24 protein-coding genes and 1 pseudogene are annotated in these 23,632 nt (G+C 33.2%); 23 read left to right on the top strand and 2 right to left on the bottom strand.

Annotation, left to right across the window (positions count from 1 at the left end):
• From DXC01_RS11485 to glmS, 17 genes are all read left to right on the top strand, one after another.
• Positions 1-1,158, top strand: a complete 1,158-nt coding sequence (locus DXC01_RS11485; RefSeq protein WP_117650455.1) for a hypothetical protein — start codon at positions 1-3, stop codon at positions 1,156-1,158.
• Entirely contained in the window at positions 1,155-1,652 is a 498-nt protein-coding gene (locus DXC01_RS11480) for an acyltransferase (protein WP_055282588.1), read from the top strand. The genes DXC01_RS11485 and DXC01_RS11480 overlap by 4 nt, the downstream gene beginning before the upstream one ends.
• Before the next feature lie 12 nt (positions 1,653-1,664).
• The gene (locus tag DXC01_RS11475) at positions 1,665-2,972 is read left to right on the top strand and encodes a glycosyltransferase family 4 protein (protein WP_117650454.1); all 1,308 of its coding nucleotides are present in this window, start codon (positions 1,665-1,667) and stop codon (positions 2,970-2,972) included.
• Between the two features lie 38 nt (positions 2,973-3,010).
• Positions 3,011-4,234 (top strand): hypothetical protein, encoded by a 1,224-nt coding sequence (locus tag DXC01_RS11470; RefSeq protein WP_117650453.1) that lies wholly within the window; start codon positions 3,011-3,013, stop codon positions 4,232-4,234.
• Complete coding sequence (locus DXC01_RS11465) at positions 4,227-5,651, top strand: lipopolysaccharide biosynthesis protein (RefSeq protein ID WP_118698941.1); 1,425 nt, start codon at positions 4,227-4,229, stop codon at positions 5,649-5,651. Before DXC01_RS11470 ends, DXC01_RS11465 begins: the two co-directional genes overlap by 8 nt.
• A gap of 12 nt (positions 5,652-5,663) precedes the next feature.
• The gene (locus DXC01_RS11460; protein WP_055282580.1) at positions 5,664-6,803 is read left to right on the top strand and encodes a polysaccharide pyruvyl transferase family protein; all 1,140 of its coding nucleotides are present in this window, start codon (positions 5,664-5,666) and stop codon (positions 6,801-6,803) included.
• 3 nt (positions 6,804-6,806) lie between these two features.
• Positions 6,807-7,607, top strand: a complete 801-nt coding sequence (locus DXC01_RS11455; protein ID WP_055282578.1) for a DUF2334 domain-containing protein — start codon at positions 6,807-6,809, stop codon at positions 7,605-7,607.
• A gap of 1 nt (position 7,608) precedes the next feature.
• Positions 7,609-8,745 carry a Coenzyme F420 hydrogenase/dehydrogenase, beta subunit C-terminal domain gene (locus DXC01_RS11450; RefSeq protein WP_117650451.1) on the top strand — a complete coding sequence of 379 codons (1,137 nt, stop codon included), beginning with the start codon at positions 7,609-7,611 and terminating at the stop codon, positions 8,743-8,745.
• Between the two features lies 1 nt (position 8,746).
• On the top strand, positions 8,747-9,601 hold the full coding sequence (locus tag DXC01_RS11445; RefSeq protein WP_117650450.1) for a hypothetical protein: 855 nt from the start codon (positions 8,747-8,749) through the stop codon (positions 9,599-9,601).
• 156 nt (positions 9,602-9,757) lie between these two features.
• Positions 9,758-10,378: an acetyltransferase gene (locus DXC01_RS11440; protein WP_055282573.1), complete on the top strand. Its 621-nt coding sequence runs from the start codon at positions 9,758-9,760 to the stop codon at positions 10,376-10,378.
• 2 nt (positions 10,379-10,380) lie between these two features.
• On the top strand, positions 10,381-11,412 hold the full coding sequence (gene neuB / locus DXC01_RS11435) for an N-acetylneuraminate synthase (RefSeq protein WP_055282571.1): 1,032 nt from the start codon (positions 10,381-10,383) through the stop codon (positions 11,410-11,412).
• Entirely contained in the window at positions 11,405-12,085 is a 681-nt protein-coding gene (locus DXC01_RS11430) for an acylneuraminate cytidylyltransferase family protein (protein ID WP_055282569.1), read from the top strand. Before neuB ends, DXC01_RS11430 begins: the two co-directional genes overlap by 8 nt.
• Before the next feature lie 12 nt (positions 12,086-12,097).
• The gene (neuC, locus tag DXC01_RS11425) at positions 12,098-13,240 is read left to right on the top strand and encodes a UDP-N-acetylglucosamine 2-epimerase (protein ID WP_055282566.1); all 1,143 of its coding nucleotides are present in this window, start codon (positions 12,098-12,100) and stop codon (positions 13,238-13,240) included.
• Between the two features lie 42 nt (positions 13,241-13,282).
• Positions 13,283-14,521 (top strand): nucleotide sugar dehydrogenase, encoded by a 1,239-nt coding sequence (locus DXC01_RS11420; protein WP_055282563.1) that lies wholly within the window; start codon positions 13,283-13,285, stop codon positions 14,519-14,521.
• A gap of 27 nt (positions 14,522-14,548) precedes the next feature.
• Positions 14,549-14,725, top strand: a complete 177-nt coding sequence (locus DXC01_RS20130) for a hypothetical protein (RefSeq protein WP_155515210.1) — start codon at positions 14,549-14,551, stop codon at positions 14,723-14,725.
• Positions 14,726-14,780: 55 nt separating this feature from the next.
• Positions 14,781-15,149: a hypothetical protein gene (locus DXC01_RS11415; protein ID WP_055282561.1), complete on the top strand. Its 369-nt coding sequence runs from the start codon at positions 14,781-14,783 to the stop codon at positions 15,147-15,149.
• A 34-nt stretch (positions 15,150-15,183) separates the two neighbouring features.
• Positions 15,184-17,052 carry a glutamine--fructose-6-phosphate transaminase (isomerizing) gene (gene glmS / locus DXC01_RS11410; protein ID WP_117650449.1) on the top strand — a complete coding sequence of 623 codons (1,869 nt, stop codon included), beginning with the start codon at positions 15,184-15,186 and terminating at the stop codon, positions 17,050-17,052.
• Positions 17,053-17,299: 247 nt separating this feature from the next.
• Here the strand turns inward: glmS and DXC01_RS11405 are convergent, their stop codons facing one another.
• Positions 17,300-18,580, bottom strand: coding sequence for an IS4 family transposase (locus DXC01_RS11405; protein WP_118698940.1), 1,281 nt, complete (start codon positions 18,578-18,580; stop codon positions 17,300-17,302).
• Between the two features lie 237 nt (positions 18,581-18,817).
• On the opposite strand from DXC01_RS11405, the gene DXC01_RS11400 reads away from it, so the two are divergent.
• The 6 genes and pseudogenes from DXC01_RS11400 to DXC01_RS11380 all read left to right on the top strand — a co-directional run bounded on the left by DXC01_RS11400 (position 18,818) and on the right by DXC01_RS11380 (position 22,187).
• A complete protein-coding gene (locus tag DXC01_RS11400; RefSeq protein WP_117650448.1) occupies positions 18,818-19,891 on the top strand; it encodes a radical SAM/SPASM domain-containing protein in 1,074 nt (357 codons plus the stop codon).
• Positions 19,888-20,046 carry a hypothetical protein gene (locus DXC01_RS20125; protein ID WP_158576592.1) on the top strand — a complete coding sequence of 53 codons (159 nt, stop codon included), beginning with the start codon at positions 19,888-19,890 and terminating at the stop codon, positions 20,044-20,046. The genes DXC01_RS11400 and DXC01_RS20125 overlap by 4 nt, the downstream gene beginning before the upstream one ends.
• Positions 20,047-20,084: 38 nt before the next feature.
• Positions 20,085-20,381: pseudogene (locus tag DXC01_RS11395) on the top strand (glutamine--fructose-6-phosphate transaminase (isomerizing)); the annotation flags it as partial.
• A gap of 551 nt (positions 20,382-20,932) precedes the next feature.
• Positions 20,933-21,271, top strand: coding sequence for a hypothetical protein (locus DXC01_RS11390; RefSeq protein ID WP_243111614.1), 339 nt, complete (start codon positions 20,933-20,935; stop codon positions 21,269-21,271).
• Between the two features lie 4 nt (positions 21,272-21,275).
• Positions 21,276-21,809, top strand: a complete 534-nt coding sequence (locus DXC01_RS11385; protein ID WP_117650447.1) for a VanZ family protein — start codon at positions 21,276-21,278, stop codon at positions 21,807-21,809.
• Between the two features lie 189 nt (positions 21,810-21,998).
• Positions 21,999-22,187, top strand: coding sequence for a hypothetical protein (locus DXC01_RS11380; protein WP_118316805.1), 189 nt, complete (start codon positions 21,999-22,001; stop codon positions 22,185-22,187).
• Between the two features lie 79 nt (positions 22,188-22,266).
• On the opposite strand, the gene DXC01_RS11375 is transcribed toward DXC01_RS11380, so the two are convergent.
• Positions 22,267-23,334 (bottom strand): helix-turn-helix domain-containing protein, encoded by a 1,068-nt coding sequence (locus tag DXC01_RS11375; protein ID WP_117650445.1) that lies wholly within the window; start codon positions 23,332-23,334, stop codon positions 22,267-22,269.
• Positions 23,335-23,632 lie beyond the last annotated feature (298 nt).

Below are 23,632 nucleotides of genomic sequence, written 5' to 3'. Positions count from 1 at the left end.
ATGGGTTTGAATGATATGCTGCGTAAAATGGCTGTTCTTTTGGAAAGAAGGCAAGACGCATTATTCTCATATGATGTCAGTAAACAAAAAAAATACATTGCTAAATTAGGAAATCCACGAGATGAGATTGAAAGATCGTATTTTCAGTATAAGTGTCAGATGCAGTTTAATGGAAAAGGAATCACTTTTTTGTTAAATCTGGTTTCATTTCCAGTGGCGATTCTCTACTGGTTCAAATATGGAAAAAAGGTTCAGGTGAATCGGCTAGAGCATAAAAACTTGGTATTTTTTAGAGATGGTAAACCGGAAAACATTTTGCCAAAGTCTTTGAAAAAAAGGTATAAAGCAATTGAAAGTAATCCGGTAGAAGGAACTTTATTAACTGCAAAAGATAAAAAGTTTATAAAAGGAATAATATGTAGATATCCATTTTCTTGGCAGTTTATTTTAAAATGTTTGATTAAAATTGGAAGATATAGTTTTGCCATTGAAGAATATTCACCTGAAGCAATAGCGGTTTGTGCGGAATACTCTTTTACGTCTTCAGTACTGACAGCTTACTGTAAACAAAGAAATATCAAGCATATAGATGTCATGCATGGAGAAAAAATGTACTATATGAGAGATTCGTTCTTTAAATTTGATGAATGCTATATTTGGGATGAATACTATGGAAAAATATTAGCTTCTATGAAGGCAGATAAAAATCAGTTTGTTGTTGAAGTTCCGGCTTCTTTGAAATTCGATGGAGAGCTGATCAGAACACAGAAATATGATTATACATATTATTTAGGTGCAGAATCGGAAGAGGTATTAAAGGAAATATCAAAAATATTGGAACAGTTATATAAGAGTGGAAATAAAATTTCAATACGTCCACATCCGAGATATTCTAATATGGATATTGTTAAAAAGATATTTACTTTTGCAGATGTAGAGGATACAACCCAAACTTCGATAGAGCAATCTTTATTACAATCTGGTGCTGCAATTTCGCTTTATTCAACGGTATTGAATCAGGCATTATGCAATTCAATTCCAATAATAATAGATAATATGAGTAATCCTGAAAATTTTAACAAATTGAAAGAATTGGGATATGTTTGTCTTTATAAGGAACATAGACTTTTATCAGAAGTATTGGAGAAAAGCGTATGATAGGAAAAATTATAAAAAAAATACGAACAGGTTTTTATACAAATCTATGTAAAAAAACAGCCAAGCAATATGGAAAGGGATTACATATAAACCATTGGAGTAAATTTACATCTAAGACTTATATCGGAGATAATTGTCATTTTAATGGGATGAAAGTTACAGGAAATGGAAATGTTACTATTGGAAATAATTTTCATTCAGGAGGAGGAATATTGATATTAACCTCTAATCATAACTATGAGGGAAAATCTATTCCTTATGACGAAACGACTATAGACGGTGATGTCGTGATAGAAGATAATGTTTGGCTTGGGCAAAATGTTACAATTTTACAAGGGGTTAAAATTGGTGAAGGGGCTATTATTCAAGCTGGAAGCGTTGTTGTATCGGATATTCCATCATGTTCAATTGCAGGAGGACATCCGGCGAAAGTATTTAAAATGAGAAACGAACAACATTATTATGAATTGAAATCAGAAAACAAATTTTTTTAGGTGACGATATAAATGAAAGTAATGATTATTGCTCCGTATATATATGATGACAATATAATTGAATTTACTAAAAATAAGACTGGATTTGGAATAATGGTTCAAAATATAGTAAGTTCAGTGGCTGAATTAGAAAATGTTGTTTTATTAACACGAGTTATTACAAAGGGAAAAAATGAAAAGAATTTTAAAATCCTTTCTCATACATGGGGACAGTTCTTTTCTAATGCAAAATTAAAGGATTGGTTAATAGGAATAAAAGCATTTTTTGCGAATGGTGTTACAGTAAAAGATAAAGCCAGACATGTTTTTTATGAAGTGGATGGCGGATATGTTAGAAAACAAATTCAAAAGGAAAAACCGGACATAGTTCATATACATGGTATAGGAACTATTACAGAAAGCTATATTAGAATTTGTGAGGAAATGAAAGTAAGGTATACAGTTACTTTACATGGTTTAATTGGTTTGAATGATTCAGTTTCTGCACCGGCATACGAAAAGCAGATAGAACGTGATTTTTTAATAAAAGCAGAAAAAAATAATATACCAATTAGTGTGATTAGTAGTGGTATGAAAGCCAGAATAGAAGAAAAGTATTTAGGAAAAAAAGCAAATAATATCACTGTTATCACGAATGGAACGAAAAAAAGCGACGAAAATGATACAAAGTTTATTCGAGAAGAAGGCACTTTAACGCAAGAAAAGTTTCAAGAATATTATAGCGATTGTTTGAAGCAGAATGATTTATATCCAAAGTTGAGTGATACATATGCTTATTTGCAGTATAGCAAAAAAAATGGTAAGAAAATTCTCTTTTTCGTGGGAAATATAACCAAAAACAAAAATCAAATGCAAGCAGTAGAAATATTAAAAAATACAAAAGTATTTGAAAATATCCTGTTGGTGCTTTGGGGAAGAGAAGTAGATAATGGAGAAGTCCGAAAAAAAATTGCGGAATATCAATTACATAAAAATGTTATTTTAGGCGGATTTAATGATCGAATGGATATTTTTTGGAAATTCTGTGATGTAAATTTATTTTTGAGTTTAAATGATGGATTTGGCTTGCCTATTGTTGAGGGATATATGCATGGAGTACCATGCGTTACCTTTGAGGATTTAGATGCAACACAGGATTTATATTATCCGGAGGCAATGTTAAAAGTAAAGGATAGAAGTAATGAATCAGTTACAGATACATTAAAGATAGCATTGGATAAAAATTGGAAATATGAAGAGATTATTGAAATCGGTAATATGTTTTCGATTGATATTATGTCTGAAAAATATGTGAATTGGTACAAAGAGGTCATGGCGTAGTCAAAGCCTTAGAAAGATTATTGATGTGAGGGAAAATAATGAATGAAGGAATAAATAATAGACGAAAAAAGAAGATAAGTTTGATGGAAATTTTTATCCCATTGTTTTGCCTGATCAATCAGTATGAAATTGCAGGTCTTCATTTAGGGTTAATTTGTGTAATTGCTGTTGTAGCTATTTATTTTATAAAGTATAGAGAATTTTATTTATATAAACCTTTATTTATCTTCTTCTTATTTATGATAGTGCATGATTTTTTCAGGATGTTTATAACTGGATTTAATACAGGACTCTGGGTAGAGAGAGTTTTATACTTATTAATATTATCGTGTATATATAAAAAAGTTGATGAGGAAAATTTATTTAGGGTCTGGGAAATTATAGGAATCATTGTTATGGCTGGAATTTTTTACCAATCTTTCCAGGTATATATATTGGGACAATCAGTGTCTACAATTAATATATTTCCATTTTTGCAGTCAAATAGCGAAAATTATTTATTGGGTTATGATAGACCACATTCTTTCTTTTTAGAACCGGCAGCATACTGTACATGGATATTACCGCTTTTATGTATGTGTATGAAAAGAAAAAAGCATATTTGGATGGTATTTATTTCGATAAGCATTTTATTATCGACATCTTCAACGGGAATATTAATGACCGGAGTAATATGGCTGTTTTATTCGTTTGTAAGTGCCAGAAGCGAAGGGAAATATTTTAATTCGTTAATGATAGTAGGTGTTTTGATAATAGGTATAGGAGCATTTTCAAACTTGAGTATTTTTTCAACGGCATTAAATAAGTTGATGAATATTTCGGTTACAAATACATCTAATTCAGTTAGGCTTGTGTTGGGATTTCAATTGTTTTGGGCTGCGCCTTTGATCTATAAAGTATTAGGAATACCATATATGAATGTAGAGAATTATATGCGTTCTGGAGAAGTGGCATTAAGTAAATATAAATTAAGTCTTAATCTTTCATATTTGGGCTTTGTTAATGCTATTGGAAATTGTATGTTAATTTACGGTGTATTTGGATTGCTTTTATATTTGAAACTTTTTTGGAATATATGGAAAGAATCAGATTTATATAGTAAATGTTATGTTTTAACATGTATCATTTCAATATTTGGTCAATCGGTATTTTGGAATAGTCTTTTCGTAACGCAATTTGCGGTGATGTTATGCTCAGTAGAAAGGACATCATTTATTAGAGTGACGTTGGGTCAAGGAGTAACGAGCAATTCATATGAATAAGAAATATAAATATTTATCGAAAAATTTTATTTTATTTGGGATAAGTAGTTTTGGTCCTAAGATAATAGCATTCCTTATGGTTCCTTTATATACTAATTGTTTATCTACAGCAGACTATGGAATCGGGGACATAGTAAGTACTTCTGCCAATTTGGTATTACCAATCGTTATCCTTTGCATCGAAAGTGCAATATTAAGATTTTGCTTTGATAAAGAGTATGAATCCGATGAAGTAATATCAAGCGGGTTATTTGTTTGCCTGAAAGGAATGGTATTATGTGCTATTTGTACAATTATAATAGGAATACTTCCTTTCTTTAAAATTAATACATCATATTTAGTCGCATTTTATTTAATGGTATTGTCTACAGGGCTGTATAATGTACTGACTAATTATGCCAGAGGTATTGATAAAGTACAATATATGGTTGAAATGAGTTTGATTACCACAATAGCATCATGTGTATTAAATGTTGTTTTGTTGGTTGTGCTGAAGTGTGGGTTAAATGGATATTTAATAGCTAATTACCTGGGAACCTTTATGGCTGTAGCTTGGGGATCTGTACGACTGAAAATACATAAACACATTAAGTTTAATAAAGTAAATAAAACTACAGTTAAGGAATTGCAAAAATTTGGGTTTCCGTTAATTTTTAATAAAATTGGTTGGTGGATTAATAGTTCATCGGATAGATATATTGTTACATGGATTTTAGGTGCAACTGCGAATGGAATTTATACGGTATCATATAAAATACCGACTATGCTGACTGCATGTAGTGATATATTTACGCAGGCATGGCAGTTATCAGCCATAAAAGATTTTGATCCAGAAGATAGTGATCATTTTGTTGCTGATATGTATGAGGCATATAATGGTTTTTTAGTTTTGTGTTGTTCAATGTTAATTATATTAACTATTCCATTTGCACATATTTTATATGCAAAGAGCTTTTTTGTAGCATGGAAATATGTTCCTCCATTGATGATTTCTTTCGTCTTTGGTGGTTTGGCTGGCTTTTTAGGGAGCATTTTTACAGCAGTAAAAGATACTAAAATATTCTCATATTCAACTATGATAGGTGCAGTCGTAAATACCATATTAAATTTTGTATTAGTGTCTTATATTGGTGTAATGGGTGCTGCAGTTGCAACACTTGTGTCTAACATTGTTATTTGGCTAGTTAGATTACAAAGAAGTAAAAGGTATATACATATACGAGTGAATTTTCTAAAACATACAATAATGTATATCTTGTTAGTTGTACAATTCATAGTCTGTTTAGGTGGATTTACTATAGTGCCTGTAATAATACAATTAATCATTCTTGTTGCTTTGATTGCTGCTAATAGAAAATTGATAATTAATATAATGAGAAAAGGAAAAATAATGTTAGCAAAATATTTACATCGTTAGGAGAAATAAATTATGAAAACAATAGGAATAATTACATATCATCATTATTATAATTACGGTACAATGCTGCAGGCTCTTGCCTTGCAGGAAAAGGTAGAACAACTAGGCTATCAGGCAGAGTTAATAGATTTTAAACAAGATAATTCTCTATCAAGATATGAAATGCTTAAATTAAGAATAAAAAGAATGCCAGTGTATATTAAAGAAAGAAAAAAATATCGAGCGTTGGCTGATTCGAGAGAAAAAATAAAGGAAAAGAATGAATTATTTGAACAGTTTTATAAAACATATTTGCATGTAGGAAAAAAGAAATATACAACTACACAGCAGTTAATGGAAAATCCACCAGTATATGATGGATATGTAGTAGGTAGTGACCAGACTTGGAATCCTTTTGTTGCGAACTCGCCGGAAGCATTTTTTTTGCCATTTGTTGAAAACAAATCGAAAAAAGGCAGTTATGGTCCGAGCTTAGCGGTAAAATCATTATCTGACGAGAAAGAAAAGGAATATAGAAAAAAATTATCTAATTTTTCCTTTTTATCATGCAGAGAGCAGGATGGAGCGCAATTGTTAAGCCGTATTACACAAAAAGAAGTTAAATGTGTATTAGATCCAACATTGTTATTATCTGCTAAAGAGTGGGGAAAATATTGCGAGTTTGAGATACCTAAAGAGCCATATATTTTGGTTTATTTTTTGGGAGAAAAATCAGAACATAGAAGGGCTGTAGAAAAGATACAAAAATTAACAAATTGGAAAATAATAAGTCTTCCGGCAGCATATTTAGAAATGGAAAATAATGATTATAAAAAAGTATGGGGAGGTCCTAAAGAATTTTTATCATTGATAAGAGGGGCTGCTTTAATTTGTACAGATTCATTTCATGGAACTATGTTTTCGATAAATTTCCAAAGAAATTTTTTCTCTTTTTGTAAAAGCAGTGATTCAGAGGAATCATCTGAAAATTCCAGATTATATAGTGCTTTAAATATCTTTGGATTATCAAATAGAATAATTCATAATATGGATAATTTGACTGCAGAAGATATTTCTATAGATTACAAAAATGTGATTCCGATTTTGGAGGAACAGAGAAGGGATTCGATTGAGTATTTAGAAAACATGTTATTCGAGATGACGAAAGGATAAAAAATGAAAGTTGCTATTCGGGATGATGATACATCATATTTTACAAAACCTAAAGATTTACAAAGAGCATATGATTTTTTAAATGAGGATGATTGTGTATCTCTTTCAGTTGTGCCGTATACGGTTCCAGTTCATAGAGATGATGTGTTTCCATATGGAAAAGAAATTGGAATGGGATATTATGATATAGCTGAAAATACAGAATTATTAGAATATTTAAAGGAAAAATATAAACAGGGAAAAGTTGATATATTGTTACATGGCTATTCACATGAATATCAGCTAAGTGAAAACAAATGGCTTGCTGAAATGAAATGGAAAAGTAGTAGTCAATTAAAAGAGGAAATACCGAAAGGAAAAAAACATTTAGAGAAATTGTTAGGTATGAATATATCAGTATTTGTTGCACCTAATAATAGTATTGATAAAAAAGCTATTTCAGTATTAGAAGATCTTCAAATGAATTACTCTGGCATTATTGGGGTGAGAGATAGAAAAGTAAATTTAAGATATATATATAATTTTATAATTCGTTGGGGATTTAGGATAGTAAAAAAAGTACAGTATCCAGGTATTATGAACTATGGAAAGCATAAAGAACTGAATGCATACACAATAGATAATTATGAACGGCTGATTTATGAGTACCATATTTGCAAAGCAAGAAAAGTGCCATTTGTTATATATACTCATTATTGGCAATTAAATACAGATGAAAAAGCGAAAAAGTTAATTAAACAAATATATAATTATGTAATTAAAGATGGTGCAGAAATAGTTCCTTTAAGTGAGTGTTTTAAATAATATGATAAATTTTGATTTTAAAGAAAAATGTTACTCTTGTTCAGCATGTGCAGAAGCTTGTCCAACCAAAGCAATATCATTTGATGAAAACATACATCCAGAAATTGATTTGCAAAAGTGTATTAATTGCAATAGATGTGAAAGAGTATGTATTGAATTGAATAAACCTGAAGATATAGAAGAACTGAATTGTATTGAGGGATATATAGTTAAAAACAAAAACAATGAAATCAGAAAAGTAAGTTCGTCAGGCGGTGTTTTTTTTCAAATAGCACAAAAAGTATTAGAAATGGACGGATATGTTTGTGGTTGTATATATGATGACGAGTTTATGCCCAAACATATTGTTTCTAATGAGATAGAAATTTGCAAAAAAATGATGGGATCAAAATATGTGAAAAGTGATTTAAATGATTGCATAGTGAAAATCAAGCAGATTGTAGAAAAGGGAAAAATAGTACTTTTTTCAGGAGTCCCATGTCAAGTTGCAGCAGTAAAAAAGTGTGTTAAAAGTGATAAATTAATTACGCTGGCAGTTGTATGTCATGGATCTATAGAACGTAAAATATGGAAAAAATATTTAGCTGAAGAAGAAAGAATGAGTGAAAGTTCAATTATTAAAGTGTCTATGAGAGATAAAACAAAAGGATGCTTAAATTATGGATTGAAGTTTCAATTTAAGAATGGAACTGAACATATAACGTTTAGAAAAAATGATGGTTACTTTTTGAAATGCTTTACAGATGGTTTGTTTGAAAGAAATAGATGTTTGAGTTGCGAATATAAGGGACAGAATATTATGAGTGATCTATTGATAGGAGATGCGTGGGGAATGGAAAAAGTATGTCCCGAATTTACAGATAGTCTTGGGTGTTCGGCAGTATTAGTGTTGACTGAAAAAGGAAAAAAAATTTTTAATGAAGTAGAAAAATACTTTTTAATTAGAAATGTAGATAGCCAAGAAATAATTCGTAATAATCCAAGAATTATATTACCAGCGCCACGAAATACTTTTCAGAAGAGTTTTGAAAAGAAGTTAGAAAAGTCAAATGCGAATATTCATTTCTGGACAGAAAAGTATGCAAAACCAACTATTTTGAATCGTATAAAATGGAAAGTATTGGGAGGAGAAAATTAAAATGTTTAGTATAAAAAAGATGTTGGTAGATTTATATGATAGTAGAACGGCTCAGTCATGTAGTGCTTCTATTGGAGATATAATGAATTTAAGAAGAAATGTAGAACATAATCAGTTTCTAGCTACTACGAGGTATTTGGATATAAAGGATTATGTAGAATATAATAAACAAACATTTGTATGGCAAAATACGGTTAGTAGGGCAGCATATGGTAATAAACATCGGGAGGAAGATGGGAACATGGCTTTCTCAAAATTAATTACATCATATCAAAGCAAAGGATATGATCCGAATTCTTTATTTATAGTAGATAAGGATATGAGGCTTCTCGATGGTAATCATAGAATGGGGATGAATTTATATACAGATCAACATAAAATAAATGTTCGAGTTTTGAAGAGAAAAAGCAAAAATCCAGGTAATTTGGATTGGTATTTACAAAAGAAAATATCGGCAGATTTTTTGAAAAAAGTCTATAATGCATATTTACAAATACAAGAATGGTTAATTGAAACGGGAGATACTTTTTGTTGTATTGTGCCTGAAATTGAAAAATTATCCGAATTGGATTTAATGGTTAATATAAAAAGTGTACACAGATATAGATTACAGAGTCCATTATTCGTGGGGGGGGGCATAAAGCTTAATCAAGCAGGAAAACTTATACAGTTTACGTTAGATGAACCAGAATACATGATTGAGGATAGTAAAGCTGTATCAAAAAGGATAAGAGATATAAAAAATATTTTGGAAATGAGATATGGTATGGAATTTGTTTCACAAATTTATTTTTCACAATCTTGTCTTGAGGGTAAGGAAATTTTTGATAAAATAAAGAACGATTTTATAGAATAAAAGTGAGTGGATTAAATGGAAAAGTTTATATTGATAGCCACATGTACATATGTAAAAAATGAATAAAAGAATAGTGTCATCATTTGTTAAAATAGGTATAAAAAATTGGAATAAACTGAGAGAGTATCTTAGAAAATAGATTTGAGGTGATTTTAGATGAAAAAACTGATTTTAATAGGAGCTGGTGGACATGCAAAGTCAGTTGCAGATTCAATTAATAAATCAGAATATGAATTATGTGGATTCATAGATAGCAACAAAAAAGGTATGCATATGGGATTACCAATCTTGGGTACGGGACTTGAAGATATTCCAAATTGTGAAAAATATAGTTATTTTGTTTCTATTGGAGATGTTGGATACCGTAAGTTATGGTTTGACAGAATTAGAGAACGAAGATTGAACATAATCAATATTATTGATTCTTCAGCAATTATATCGGCCAGTGCAAAAATGGGAATAGGGAATTTTGTAGGTAAAATGGCAGTAATAAATGCTGATGCAGAGATAGGAAATAATAATGTTATAAATACAAAGGCTTTGATTGAACACGAATGTAAAGTGGGTGATCACAATCATTTATCAACAAATTCTGTCATAAATGGAAATGTAATTGTAGGAAATAGTGTTTTTTTGGGCAGTTCATCTGTGTGTAACGGTCAATTGAAAATCGGTTCCAATGCAATTATTGGTTCAGGTAGTGTGATTATTAAAGATATACCGGAGAAAGTAACTGTAGTAGGTGTACCTGCTAGAGTTATAAAGAGGAGAGATTAGAAATGAGTGATATTCAAATTGTTGCAGAGATTGGCTGCAATCATAATGGAAGTGTTGAATTGGCAAAAAAAATGATGAAAAAAGCGAAAGAAGCTGGAGCAGATGCAGTTAAATTCCAAAGTTTTGTGCCAGAAAATCTTGTTTCAAGATATGCCCCTAAAGCCGAATATCAGAAAAAAAATGATGGAAATGGTTCACAGCTAGATATGTTAAAAAAATTGGCATTAACGGAAACTGAATACTTGGAATTGGTACAGTATGCTTCTACTTTAGATATTCAGATTTTTTCTACGCCATTTGATTTTGAATCTTTTTCATTTTTGCAAAAAATCGGTCAGAATATATGGAAAGTACCATCAGGAGAGATTACAAATCTTCCTTATTTACAGAGGGTAGCAGCAATTGAATGTCAAAATAAACAAGTAATTCTATCGACAGGAATGTCTACAATTGATGAAGTTAAATATGCAATAAATGTTTTGCAACAAAGTAAAGACACAAGTTTTACGGTATTACATTGTAATACACAATATCCAACAGAGCCGGAAGATATGAATTTGCTTGCCATGAATAAGCTTCAAGAATTAGCACCAGATTGGAAAATCGGACTTTCAGATCATTCAGAAGGAATTGTTGCTTCTCTTGTGGCTGTTGGATTGGGAGCTAAATTTATCGAAAAACATTTTACTTTAGATAAAGCTATGCCAGGACCTGATCATAAAGCGTCTATTACACCAGAAGAACTAAAAGAATTGTGTGTAGGTGTGCATAAAGCTGAAATTATGCTTGGAAATGAAACGAAAGAAGTGACTGAATCTGAACGAAGCAATATATTCGTTGCAAGAAAATCTATTGTAGCAAAAAGAAAAATCATGAGAGGCGAAATGTTTTCCGAAGAGAATATCACTTGTAAAAGACCAGGAAATGGAATTTCTCCGATTCATTGGTATGAGGTGTTGGGGAAAGAAGCTGAAAAAGATTTTGAAATAGATGAATTGATTTCTTGTAAAGGAGTGAATAGAGAAGATGAATAATTTAGCAATAATACCTGCAAGAAGCGGTTCGAAAGGCTTGAAAGATAAAAATATAAAATTATTAAATGGAAAACCGTTAATTGCATATAGCATAGAAGCAGCGAAGAAATCAGAGATTTATTCACACATATTGGTTTCTACGGATTCTGAAAGATATGGCGAGATTGCAATACAATATGGAGCAGAAGTACCTTTTTACCGATCAGAAGAAAATGCATCAGATGTAGCGTCATCATGGGATGTTGTAAAAGAAGTATTGAAAAAATATCAGGAGATGGGAATTGTATTTGATACATTTACGCTTTTACAGCCAACATCTCCATTGCGAAAGTACGAAGATATAAAAAAAGCTTATGAATTATTTAAAGAGAAAGATGCAATAGCGGTTGTATCAGTTTGTGAAATGGAGCATTCGCCATTGTGGAGTAATACTTTACCAGAAAATAATTCGTTATCCGGATTTTTGCGGGCAGACAGTAATAAACAAAGACAGAAATTAGAAACGTTTTATAGGATAAATGGGGCAATTTATATGGCAGATGTGAAGGCTTTTTTGGAAAATACAAATCTGTATAGAGAAGATTGTTACGCATATAAAATGCCGGCAGAGCGCAGTATAGATATAGATACAGAACTTGATTTTAAAATTGCCGAAACTATTATAAATCAGTAAAAGAAGGTTAGTATGGGAAAGTATAGAGTAGCGTATGCGACTGGTTCAAGAGCAGATTATGGAATAGTAAAAAATTTTTTAAGATTATTAGATAATGACAAAGATATTGAGTTTTCAGTATTGGTTACAGGCTCACATTTAGAAGATAAGTTTGGTCACTCTGTAGATATAATACGACAGGATGGATTTAAAATCGATTTGGAGATTCCGCTAAATATAGAGAATGACAGTAATGCGAATGTGATGCATTGCATGGCAACAGCTTTAGATTGTTTTGGAAATTATTTTGAAAATAATAAATTTGATTTATTAATTATACTTGGAGATAGATATGAAATGATGGCGGTTGCGATTGCAGCAGCTATGCAAAGAATCCCAATTTTGCATTTACATGGTGGGGAAGTTACATATGGCAATTATGATGAATTTATACGTCATTCTATTACCAAAATGAGTCAGTATCATTTTACCAGTACAGAAGAATATAGAAAACGTGTAATACAGTTGGGAGAAGATCCTAAAAGAGTATTTTATCTTGGGGCATTAGGGGCAGAAAATTGTTGCAAGATAGATGAAGAGAAAGTAATTGAAAAAGTAAAAGAACTTATTCCACAAAAATATTGGGTTGTAGCTTTTCATCCCGAAACACTAACTGATGTGAAAATGGAAGATCAGGTGAAAGAAGTATTGACTGCATTGCAGGAAAATATGAATGGAATGAGTGTTATTTTTATGGGGACGAATGCAGATACAAAATCTGATATCATACGTTCTTCATGGCTCAATTATGTGGATGAACATGAAAATGCGTATTATTATGAAAACTTGAATGTAGATTCGTTTTTATATTTAGTAAAAAATTCTGTGGCATTAATAGGAAATTCGTCATCTGGAATTATTGAAACACCGTCATTAGGAAGGTATACAATTAATATTGGAGATAGACAAAGAGGACGAGTACATGGTAACAGTGTTATTGATGTCACTTGCGACAGTAGTATGATCGGTCAGGCAATGAAAGAGATTACCGGGAAAAATGAAAAAATAATTAATCCGTATTATGTAGAAAATACTGCAGAAAATTATTATAAAAAGACAAAAGAAATTTTAGAAAATGGAACGTCCATTTTAAAGGAATTTTATGATATAGTCTAAAATTCAGTAGAAACAGAAGTGTAAAGCAGGAGGTATGCGAATATGAAAATTGCAGTTGCAGGAACTGGATATGTGGGATTATCCATAGCTACTTTGTTATCGCAACACCATGAAGTGATGGCAGTAGATATTATTCCAGAAAAAGTAGAATTAATAAACCAAAAAAAATCTCCAATTCAGGATGAATATATTGAAAAATATCTGTCAGAGAAGAAATTGCATCTAACGGCAACATTAGATGCAAAATCAGCGTATAAAGATGCGGACTTTGTAGTTATTGCTGCTCCCACAAATTATGACAGTAAGAAAAATTTCTTTGATACATCAGCAGTAGAAGCTGTGATCAAGTTGGTTATTGAATATAATCCAGATGCGATTATGGTTATAAAATCGACAATTCCAGTAGGATATACAGCAAGTATTAGAGAAAAATTTCATTGTGACAATATTATTTTTAGCCCTGAGTTTTTGCGTGAATCTAAGGCATTGTACGATAATCTATATCCGTCAAGAATTATTGTGGGAACGGATATTCAAAATGCTAGACTTGTAAAGGCTGCGAATACATTTGCCGGATTATTACAGGAAGGTGCTATTAAAGAGAATATTGATACTTTGATTATGGGATTTACAGAAGCGGAAGCAGTGAAGTTATTTGCTAATACATATCTGGCTCTCAGAGTATCATATTTTAATGAGCTTGACACATATGCCGAAATGAAAGGGTTGAACACACAGCAGATCATTAACGGTGTGTGTCTTGATCCAAGAATTGGATCACATTATAATAATCCGTCATTTGGATATGGTGGTTATTGCTTACCAAAGGATACTAAACAGCTTTTGGCTAATTATGAAGATGTTCCACAGAATATGATGTCTGCTATTGTTGAATCAAATAGAACCAGGAAAGATTTCATAGCAGATCGTGTTTTACAGAAAGCAGGGTATTATGCTTATGATGATGAAAATACTTATGATGCTTCTATGGAAAAAGAGGTTGTGATTGGTGTATATCGTCTTACTATGAAATCAAATTCAGATAATTTCCGCCAGTCTTCTATACAGGGAGTTATGAAGAGAATCAAGGCTAAAGGAGCATCTGTTATTATTTATGAGCCAACATTGGAAGATGGAAGCACTTTCTTTGGAAGTAAGGTTGTGAATGATTTGGATAAATTTAAGGAGCAGAGTCAGGCAATCATTGCAAATAGATATAATGACTGTTTAGATGATGTGAAAGATAAAGTATATACAAGGGATTTATATAGACGGGATTGATACTATTTTGCATGGAGGAAGTAAATAATGAACATAGAAATGAATGAAACATACGCAAGAGATACTTCAACCGTATGGGAACATGAGATAATTAGTTCTGCATCGGATTTGAAAGAATGGATTAAATATGAAGGTGCGAAATATCCAAAGAGAACATTAGTGGGGGGGGGTATTTCCGCTAACGGAAAACGATGCTATTTTTAAGTATCAAAAAAGACTTAGAAAAACGGAATATTACCTTAATACTGGAAAAAAATGGATGTACTATTTGAGCTTGGTCAAATTAAATAGATTAAGATTTAAATATGGTATGAAAGTTAGATTGAACAGTTGTGGAAAGGGGTTATGTATAGTCCACTTAGGCTCTATTATAACTAATGGAGATGTTGGTGAAGATGCAAGGCTATTTGTAAATTCTGCAATTGTATCAAATGGTGGTGGCGAAAGAGAACCAAGACTTGGAAATCATGTTACATTATTTACAAATGCAGTAGTATGTGGAGATGTCAAAATAGGAAACAACAATATTATAGGGGCTAATTCTGTTGTGACAAAAAATTTTGAAGAGTCCAATATTATTATTGCAGGAACACCTGCAAAAAAAATAAAGAATAGATTGTTAGAATAATAGAGAATACAATGATAAGAATGGGGAGATTGAAATGTGTGGAATAGTTGGTTTTACTGGAACACAGCAGGCAGCACCTATTTTATTAAATGGTCTGTCTAAATTAGAGTACCGAGGGTACGATTCGGCTGGAATCGCTGTGCGAGATGGGGAGCGTTTGGCACAGGTGGTTAAAGCCAAGGGAAGATTAGGCAATCTGATTGAAAAAACAGATGAAGGAAAAGCACTGATAGGAACATGTGGAATCGGACATACACGTTGGGCAACACATGGAGAGCCAAGTCAGATTAATGCACATCCGCATGTATCTGGAAATTGTACAAGATCAGGTTCTGGAGAAGTAGAATCAGAAGTAGTTGGCGTACACAATGGTATTATTGAAAATTATACAGAACTTAAAGAAAAATTATTAAAGCATGGTTATACTTTTTACAGTCAGACTGACACAGAGGTAGTAATTAAATTAGTGGACTATTATTATAAGAAGTATAATCTCGGACCGATTGATGCGATTGCTAAAACGATGGTTCGTGTGCGTGGTTCATATGCCCTGGAACTTATGTTCAAAGATTATCCGGGAGAAATTTGGGTAGCAAGAAAAGACAGTCCAATGATTATTGGAGTGACAGACGGCGAAACCTATGTAGCTTCTGATGTTCCGGCTATTCTGAAATATACAAGAAATGTTTATTATATTGGTAATCTGGAGTTTGCCAGATTGACACCTGGAGAAGCTCATTTCTTTAATCTTGATGGGGATGAGATTGAAAAGCAGACAACAGAAATTAAGTGGGATGCTGAGGCAGCAGAAAAAGCAGGATTTGAACATTTTATGATGAAAGAGATCCATGAACAGCCGAAGGCCGTCAAGGATACTTTAGGATCTGTAATAAAAGATAATGCTATTGATTTATCTTCTGTTGAACTTACAGAAGATGAAATTCGGGGATTTGATCAGATTTATATTGTTGCATGTGGTTCTGCATGGCATGTTGGAATGGCTGCACAATATGTAATAGAAGATTTGTCAGATATTCCGGTAAGAGTGGAACTTGCTTCGGAGTTCAGATATAGAAGAATGTCATTAAATAAAAACTCTCTGGTTATAGTGATCAGTCAGTCCGGGGAGACTGCAGATACGTTGGCGGCGTTACGTCTGGCAAAGGAAAAAGGAATCACAACGTTGGCAGTCGTAAATGTTGTTGGCAGCAGTATTGCACGTGAAGCAGATAAAGTATTCTATACACTTGCCGGGCCGGAAATATCGGTAGCAACAACAAAAGCTTATAGTGCTCAGCTTGCGGCAATGTACTGTCTGGCTGTTCAGTTTGCAAAAGTCAGAAATATGATTACAGAAGAACAGTACAACAATTATCTTTCTGAGCTATTGACAATTCCGGAGAAGATCCAGAAGATATTGCAGGATAAGGAAAGACTTCAATGGTTTGCTGCAAAATATGCAAATGCACATGATGTATTCTTTGTTGGCAGAGGAATTGATTATGCGATTTCTCTGGAAGGAAGTTTGAAATTAAAGGAAATTTCATACATTCATTCGGAAGCATATGCAGCAGGAGAGTTAAAACATGGTACGATCAGCCTGGTAGAACCAGGAACTTTGGTAATTGGTGTATTAACGCAAAGTGACCTTTATGAGAAAACGATTAGTAACATGTTGGAATGCAAAAGTCGTGGAGCATACTTGATGGGATTAACAACATATGGAAAATATGAGATAGAAGATCAGGTAAACTTTGCAGTATACGTTCCAAAGATTGATGAGCATTTCGTAGGAAGTCTTGCAGTGATTCCGTTACAGTTAATGGGATATTATGTTAGTGTAGCCAAAGGTCTGGATGTAGACAAGCCAAGAAATCTGGCAAAGAGTGTGACTGTGGAATAAAAATATTTGAAATTAGTACTCTGGGTTGGCATAGAGATGGATGTCAGCCTAGAGTATTGGCACAATTTGATTGAAGTGACCATTGGTGTCAGATACCAATGTGGTCAACCTAATGTCAACTTAAGACAAGTGCCTGCTCAGGGTAATGAATAACGGTGCGAAATCGAGAAAAGCGGAAGGTAGATTTGAAAAGAAGACACACTTTAATAGAGCTTCACAGAAAAAGCCCTATTAACAGCTATTGATTTTAGAATGCAACTTTTTTATTGTTAAAATGTGTTCTGCCTATTGCTTTGTTCTTCTTCCGCCGGAATGTTCTTCCAGGCATAATCTGAGATCTGCATCGGAGAGATTCCTTATATAGTCTATCAATTGCAGATAAATCGAAAAGATTACACAGGATTTTGGGAACTATTGTTTTGATACGTCCGATAATAAATGCTCGGTTTGCTTGGTATCGATATTTATTCGTACTTTTAGCGGTAATCTGAATTTCTTCATCAACTTGATTTTTAATAAGAGATGACAGGTTTGAAAGAAGTACGTTGATATAAAATTCTTGAAGCACTGAAGTAGTTGTTGCACCGGAAAATTCTTCAATAGCAAGGCGGCTTTTCAATTCCTTATATTTTGTTTCGACTGGCCAGCGATAGAAGTAAAGTTCGCGGAACATCTGTTGAGAAATATGTGAATCAAAAAGATTGGTGGCAAGATACTCTTTCGTTCCATCATTGAGAATGACTTCGATGACTCTTATATTGGTATCCTCAGTCCCGTCTTTTTCGTTGCCGGGAAGAACCGTGATTATGTCTCCAGAGCATTTCTTAGCAATGTTATAATTCTGTTTTAAGCGCATAAGACAAAGGTGCTGATGCTTGACACAGTAACGAAACATATCTTCAGAATAATAGCCACGATCAAAGATTACAACGCTGTTTTGATAGATATTTAAATCTTCTAAATTATGCAAATGCTCTAAAGCAGCAGAACGTTCAGAAGCAAGATACCGTTGAAAAGAAGCATGGACAATATAATCATCAAGAACATCATAAACAATGGAACCAAGTCCCATAGTAAAACGGCGGTTTGGATCAGGATATCCAAACATTTCACCAAAGAACTCGAAATTCGATTTCGAATTAGGCAATTCTATTTTGGAACCATCAATGGCAAATAAATGATATCCATTCCAAAGCTTACGAGATGGGAGCTGCTTATAGAATAAATTAACTGATAAATAGTAGAGCTCTTTAAATAAGGCAGGGTTAATAAATTGGCGAGCCTTTGACAGAGCCTGTTTTGAAATGTCAGGGAAATTAAGGTTTTCAAGATCTTCCCGAATACGGGAAAGGTTTTGAAACATGGAGGCTTTTGAAGTGTAAAGCAGATACATAATTACTTGAAAAAGAGAAAGTTTTCGTTTACGAACAAAATGATTTTTCGCACGATGAGGTTCCAGTTTTTCTGGGGTTGTGATATACTCCTTAATGGATTGGATGATATTTTTGCAGATGTCAATTCGATTCATATGACATACCTCCTAAAGTGTAATTAAGGTTCGTGGCGAGACGAACAATTCCTTAATTAATAGGTCGCGAAGCGACCTCACTTTTAGGAGGTTTTGTCAAGTGCTTTTTTGTAAAAGAAGAAAAGAATTCCTTCAAATGCCGATGAAATCAGGGCTGAAGGAATTCTGAAATTTTTCTAAAATACTTAAGTTGACCACAGTGGTGTCAGATACTATTAAATTTTTATGAGGTGAGTAATGGCTTGCGTAATATCACCAATAATTAAAGTAACGGAAATGTGCAATTTTGACTGTGTTTTCTGCAGATATTCGAATCATAAACAAAATACTGGAATCATGAATGTTGACATAGTAAAAAAAATATTAGAAGAATCAGCGGAAATTAATGCGGAAACAAACCAAAAAGTAAAAGTGCTTTTTCATGGTGGCGAACCGCTGTTATGGGGAATTGAGCGTTTTTATGAGATTTATGAATATGAGAAAGAACTTTCAGATAAGACAGGTGTTAAGTTTACTAACAGTATCCAGACAAATGCATCACTGATAGATGATGAATGGATCAGATTTTTTAAAACGTCCCATATTGGCATTGGGATAAGTTTGGATGGACCGATTGGTGTAAACGCACATTTTTCTCAGGATGAAAGTCTGTCGTTTAAAAGAACGATTTCTATATTGGATAAACTGAAAAATCAAAAAGTGTCATTTGGAATATTAAGTGTTATTACAAATAAGCATATTGTGAATGGGGCTGAAAGTTTTTATGATTTTCTAGTGGAAAATAGTATTAAAAACTGTGGACTATGTTACTGTTATAACCCAGATGACAAATGTTCTGTAGATTCAGAAAAACTTGGTTATTACTTATCTGATCTTTTTGATTTATATTTTGATGGCGAAGCAAGAGTGAATATCAGGGAATTTAATAATGCTATTTCAGCAATATTGACAGGAAAACACAGATGTTGTAGCCATCATCAAAGGGAACGGTGTGGATATTATCTAACATTTTTGCCTTCAGGAGATGCTTTCTTTTGTGACCCATATAATTTGCGAAAAGAAAATTGTTTAGGTAATATCTCGGAACGTAGTATTTCAGACATGGTATCATGCAGTAAACATCAGGAGCTGTTTAATATGATACAAAAACAGGTTAGGGATTATTGCAACAAGTGTTCTGTAAAAGATATTTGCGGATATGGGTGTCCGAGGACAGACAGGGATAATGAAATAAACTATTTCTGTTCGGCAAATCAAATATTATATTCACATATTATAAATACAATAAAAGACAGGAGGAAATCTATATGAGTAACGGGATGAAAATCATTGCAGAAATTCTGGATGAATATCCACATGATCACAGCCATGACAGGTCAGGGGATTCTTACAATGATTGTGATTGGAATGATGACTGGAATGATGACTGGAACGATGACTGGAATGATGATTGGAACGATTACTAATTGTTGATGTAAAAATAAGGTGCCTGACACTGTGAAATTCGAGGAATGTCTATTATATTGTTAATCTGGAATTTGCCAGATTAACAATGGGAGAAGCTCATTTCTATAATCTTGACGGAGATGAAATCGAAAAACAGACGACAGAAATTAAGTGGAATGCCGAAGCTGCTGAAAAAGCAGGATTTGAACATTTTATGATGAAAGAAATCCATGAACAGCCGAAAGCAGTCAAGGACACTTTAGGTTCTGTAATAAAAGATAATTGTATTGATTTATCTTCGGTTGAGCTTACAGAAGATGAAATCCTAGGATTTGATCAGATTTATATTGTTGCCTTGCAGTGATTCCGTTACAGTTAATGGGATATTATGTCAGTGTGGCGAAAGGACTGGATGTAGACAAGCCAAGAAATCTGGCAAAGAGTGTGACTGTGGAATAAAAATACTTGAAATTGTACTCTGGGTTGGCATAGAGCCGAGAGGGATGTCCGCCCAGAGTATTAGTACAATTTGATTGGATTGACACGAAAATGGGAAGACCAAAAAAGAAACCAGGATATGATTCGGAAAAGATAATGGAGCAGTTTACGAACTGTATTGTTGAAGCATATATGTCTGGAGCAGGCGGTGGATCAGTAAATTCATTACGGCAAATATCAGAACAGTTCGGCATTACCTTAATGAAAACACGCAAAATATTAATTACGGTGGGGGTGTATCATACTGAGATTAGTGAGCAGGTTATTTCGTTATGGGAAAATGGAAAAAATATTTCAGAGATTATGCAGGAGACTGGCTTGAGCAGATCTTCGGTTCATTCCTATTTGCCGTATACAAAAATGATATACAATGCAGATGAATTAAGCCTGTATGCAGAGAGGTGTAGATTGTACCGGAAAAGAAAGCAGGAAATTGAAAAATTGCATTGCTGCATGGATAAATCATTGGAATTACTGGAAAATCATTTGTGGGAGACGTTAAAATTGTTTTCAGGATATTCTTTTACGACTGTAAAGGGATTAAGATTTCATTATACGGTCAATGGAAATGAAATTCTGATTGACCGGAAAAAGAAATCAATAACCAGAAGCAGTGTAAATATTGCTCTGAAAGAAACGATGGAGATGAAGGGAAATGTAAACGGACCGAAGAAATTAAAGGTATTTGGAGCGAGCTATCTATATGCGATATTTTGTCGGTTTGGTCTGATTAAAACAGAAGGGTAGTAGAATGGATATTTACCAGATATGGACAACGTATAATAAAAAGTGGTCTAAATATGAGATATTGGCATTTAGTGTATTGCTGCTTTTGACAGTTATTGTGGTAGCAGGATGTGTATGTAGAAAAAAGATTAATATAATACAGGCAATGGCTATTGTGACGATGGTAATATTTCTTGGAATTGTGTTTGGCTCTACGGTATTTACCAGAACAAGTACTATTCGCCAGTATGAATTGATACCATTCTGGTCATGGAAGGCAATTTTTAAATACAAAGACTGGGAATTGCTAAAAGAAAATTTATTGAATTGTATATTGCTGCTTCCGGCCGGAGCATTATTACCGATAATTGCAAACCATAAAGTGAAATGGTATCGGACATTATTGTTTGGAGTTCTGGTATCAGCAGTAATAGAAACCAGTCAGTTGGTATTTATGCGTGGATTATTCGAATGGGATGATATGATTCATAATGGGCTTGGTTGTATGATCGGAAGCATGATAATCAATTTGTTTATGAAAAATAAAATTAGGGATTGACGAACGTATGTTCTGATAGTATAATCATAAATGTCAGAAGGAAACAGGAGGTCAGCACTGATCCTTTGGATAGAATCTATATGGTAAGCAACAGTCAAGCACTGTTTCGGGATGGCTTATCAGAAACTCATCAGCGGTTTTCTTTCCCTTATCCGTTTGAGTGATATTATATTGCTTGGAGGACTGGAGATGAGATCAGATTTGAAAAAGATTGGCGAACAAAAGAGTACATATTTAGTGGGACAGACAGAGAGAGCATTATACTTGCTGGATGTAATCAGTACGATTACAGACCGGGGAAATAATGCAGAAGTGAGACGCAAGAAAGACGGAACTTTAACTGTATATGAAGTAAAAAAGAATATTGTGACCGTTTGATAAATTGGTATTAAGCGAAGGACTAATAGGAGTCAGAAACATTTACACAGAGAAGTGAATGTTCCTGGCTCCTTTTTTGTTATTCTGTTTCTGAAGGAGTCGCTGGTGTAGTTGGTGTTGCAAGGCAACCCTTTAAAATACATGACAGTTCCCGGTCATCTTCGTTTAAGATATGGAAGGTCTTTTCCAAATTTGATTCATTACATAATTTGGCAAGTTCCTTTACTGAGGTAGAAAGAGGAATGTCTTCCTTTAATGTATTTTTTGGCAGTGCATAGTACTCAGTAGCAATATTTAAGTAATTTTCAAGATTTCGTCGAAAGTCTGGATCAAAATTATCGTGCAGAAGAAGCTCTTTTAAAGTTTCCTTTTTTATCCAGATATGTTTTTCTTGGATTCGAAGAAGCCCCTCGATGAGTGTACGAGTATTGGAATCAATTTCTGGATATTGCTGCATATTACACAAACAGAAGCGGTGTATCGCAGGATGACGATAACGACCAGATGAGGCAGTTGCAGCACAGCCAATAACGCAGGCAAGTTCTTTGTTATTGAGATTGCCATGGTTAAAAACCATGAACCACATATCGCCATATTTGCTACAAACAAGTCGGCAGAACATTTGGCTATTAGATGAGTAAACTAAAGTTCCTTCATAGTGCTTGGAAAATGGGGTACCTTCATTTGTAAAATCACCAGAATCAATGTCAAGTATAGCGGAGCATTCATGCATAGAATTGAAATCTCCCAGACGAAGTGTTCCATGAACCAAGGTTTGACCCGAATGATCTTCTGGATAAACAGAGGTTGGAAGAAAGAATACATGGTAATTTCCGGTGTAGCCATTGTAAGCTGGATGATCGATGTCGAAGATGAAACGCTGCTGTCCATTTTCTGCTGATGTTTTTGCAATTTCAATGGAATGGAATACAGCATTAAGGTTTAAATCTAATCCATCACAGACCTTTAACAAAGTAGATAAAGTTGTAGAGGAAGGGGTTCTAAACATGTTGTCGATAGTTCTTGGAGACATTTTCCCGGTTTTCTTGGCACAAATATCGGCCAGATCACGAGAGGTTAAAGATTTTTCTTTCATAACATTCTCAATGTAATTGACGATTTTGCGGAGAATTTCTTGATTGTTCATAAGGCAGGACTCCTTTCTGAGAAAACGACATTTACTGGTTAAATATATGATACCATATGTGTCTGGAAAAGAAAATAATAAAATCGCAAAATATTGCACAAAAAAATAATGTAAAAGAAATGATATGCTCTGTTAATAAATAAACATGTAAAATAATGCAATTTGCACAAAAAAAGACACTATAACGCATTAGTTATAGTGCATATTGACAATAAATGGTAGCAATGCTATAATGTAAAAGACCTACTCCCTTGGCACGAGAGTAGATCTAAAAAACGCTTAGACAGACAAAATCGAC

Origin of the sequence: Blautia sp. OM07-19 (genome assembly GCF_003481595.1) — a bacterium.
Classification (GTDB): domain Bacteria; phylum Bacillota; class Clostridia; order Lachnospirales; family Lachnospiraceae; genus Blautia_A; species Blautia_A intestinihominis.
This window is presented reverse-complemented; position numbering and strand designations above follow the sequence as displayed.

Bases quoted from the DNA above. Each gene is read 5' to 3' on its own strand.
- DXC01_RS11420 (WP_055282563.1), top strand. From the start codon at position 13,283: ATGAAAATTGCAGTTGCAGGAACTGGATATGTGGGATTATCCATAGCT.
- DXC01_RS11465 (WP_118698941.1), top strand. From the start codon at position 4,227: ATGAATAAGAAATATAAATATTTATCGAAAAATTTTATTTTATTTGGG.
- DXC01_RS11375 (WP_117650445.1), bottom strand. From the start codon at position 23,334: ATGAACAATCAAGAAATTCTCCGCAAAATCGTCAATTACATTGAGAAT.
- DXC01_RS11400 (WP_117650448.1), top strand. From the start codon at position 18,818: ATGGCTTGCGTAATATCACCAATAATTAAAGTAACGGAAATGTGCAAT.
- neuB (WP_055282571.1), top strand. From the start codon at position 10,381: ATGAGTGATATTCAAATTGTTGCAGAGATTGGCTGCAATCATAATGGA.
- DXC01_RS11415 (WP_055282561.1), top strand. From the start codon at position 14,781: ATGTACTATTTGAGCTTGGTCAAATTAAATAGATTAAGATTTAAATAT.
- DXC01_RS11385 (WP_117650447.1), top strand. From the start codon at position 21,276: ATGGATATTTACCAGATATGGACAACGTATAATAAAAAGTGGTCTAAA.
- DXC01_RS11405 (WP_118698940.1), bottom strand. From the start codon at position 18,580: ATGAATCGAATTGACATCTGCAAAAATATCATCCAATCCATTAAGGAG.
- DXC01_RS11445 (WP_117650450.1), top strand. From the start codon at position 8,747: ATGTTTAGTATAAAAAAGATGTTGGTAGATTTATATGATAGTAGAACG.
- DXC01_RS11440 (WP_055282573.1), top strand. From the start codon at position 9,758: ATGAAAAAACTGATTTTAATAGGAGCTGGTGGACATGCAAAGTCAGTT.
- glmS (WP_117650449.1), top strand. From the start codon at position 15,184: ATGTGTGGAATAGTTGGTTTTACTGGAACACAGCAGGCAGCACCTATT.
- DXC01_RS20130 (WP_155515210.1), top strand. From the start codon at position 14,549: ATGAACATAGAAATGAATGAAACATACGCAAGAGATACTTCAACCGTA.
- DXC01_RS11455 (WP_055282578.1), top strand. From the start codon at position 6,807: ATGAAAGTTGCTATTCGGGATGATGATACATCATATTTTACAAAACCT.
- DXC01_RS11485 (WP_117650455.1), top strand. From the start codon at position 1: ATGGGTTTGAATGATATGCTGCGTAAAATGGCTGTTCTTTTGGAAAGA.
- neuC (WP_055282566.1), top strand. From the start codon at position 12,098: ATGGGAAAGTATAGAGTAGCGTATGCGACTGGTTCAAGAGCAGATTAT.
- DXC01_RS20125 (WP_158576592.1), top strand. From the start codon at position 19,888: ATGAGTAACGGGATGAAAATCATTGCAGAAATTCTGGATGAATATCCA.
- DXC01_RS11380 (WP_118316805.1), top strand. From the start codon at position 21,999: ATGAGATCAGATTTGAAAAAGATTGGCGAACAAAAGAGTACATATTTA.
- DXC01_RS11480 (WP_055282588.1), top strand. From the start codon at position 1,155: ATGATAGGAAAAATTATAAAAAAAATACGAACAGGTTTTTATACAAAT.
- DXC01_RS11430 (WP_055282569.1), top strand. From the start codon at position 11,405: ATGAATAATTTAGCAATAATACCTGCAAGAAGCGGTTCGAAAGGCTTG.
- DXC01_RS11475 (WP_117650454.1), top strand. From the start codon at position 1,665: ATGAAAGTAATGATTATTGCTCCGTATATATATGATGACAATATAATT.
- DXC01_RS11460 (WP_055282580.1), top strand. From the start codon at position 5,664: ATGAAAACAATAGGAATAATTACATATCATCATTATTATAATTACGGT.
- DXC01_RS11450 (WP_117650451.1), top strand. From the start codon at position 7,609: ATGATAAATTTTGATTTTAAAGAAAAATGTTACTCTTGTTCAGCATGT.
- DXC01_RS11470 (WP_117650453.1), top strand. From the start codon at position 3,011: ATGAATGAAGGAATAAATAATAGACGAAAAAAGAAGATAAGTTTGATG.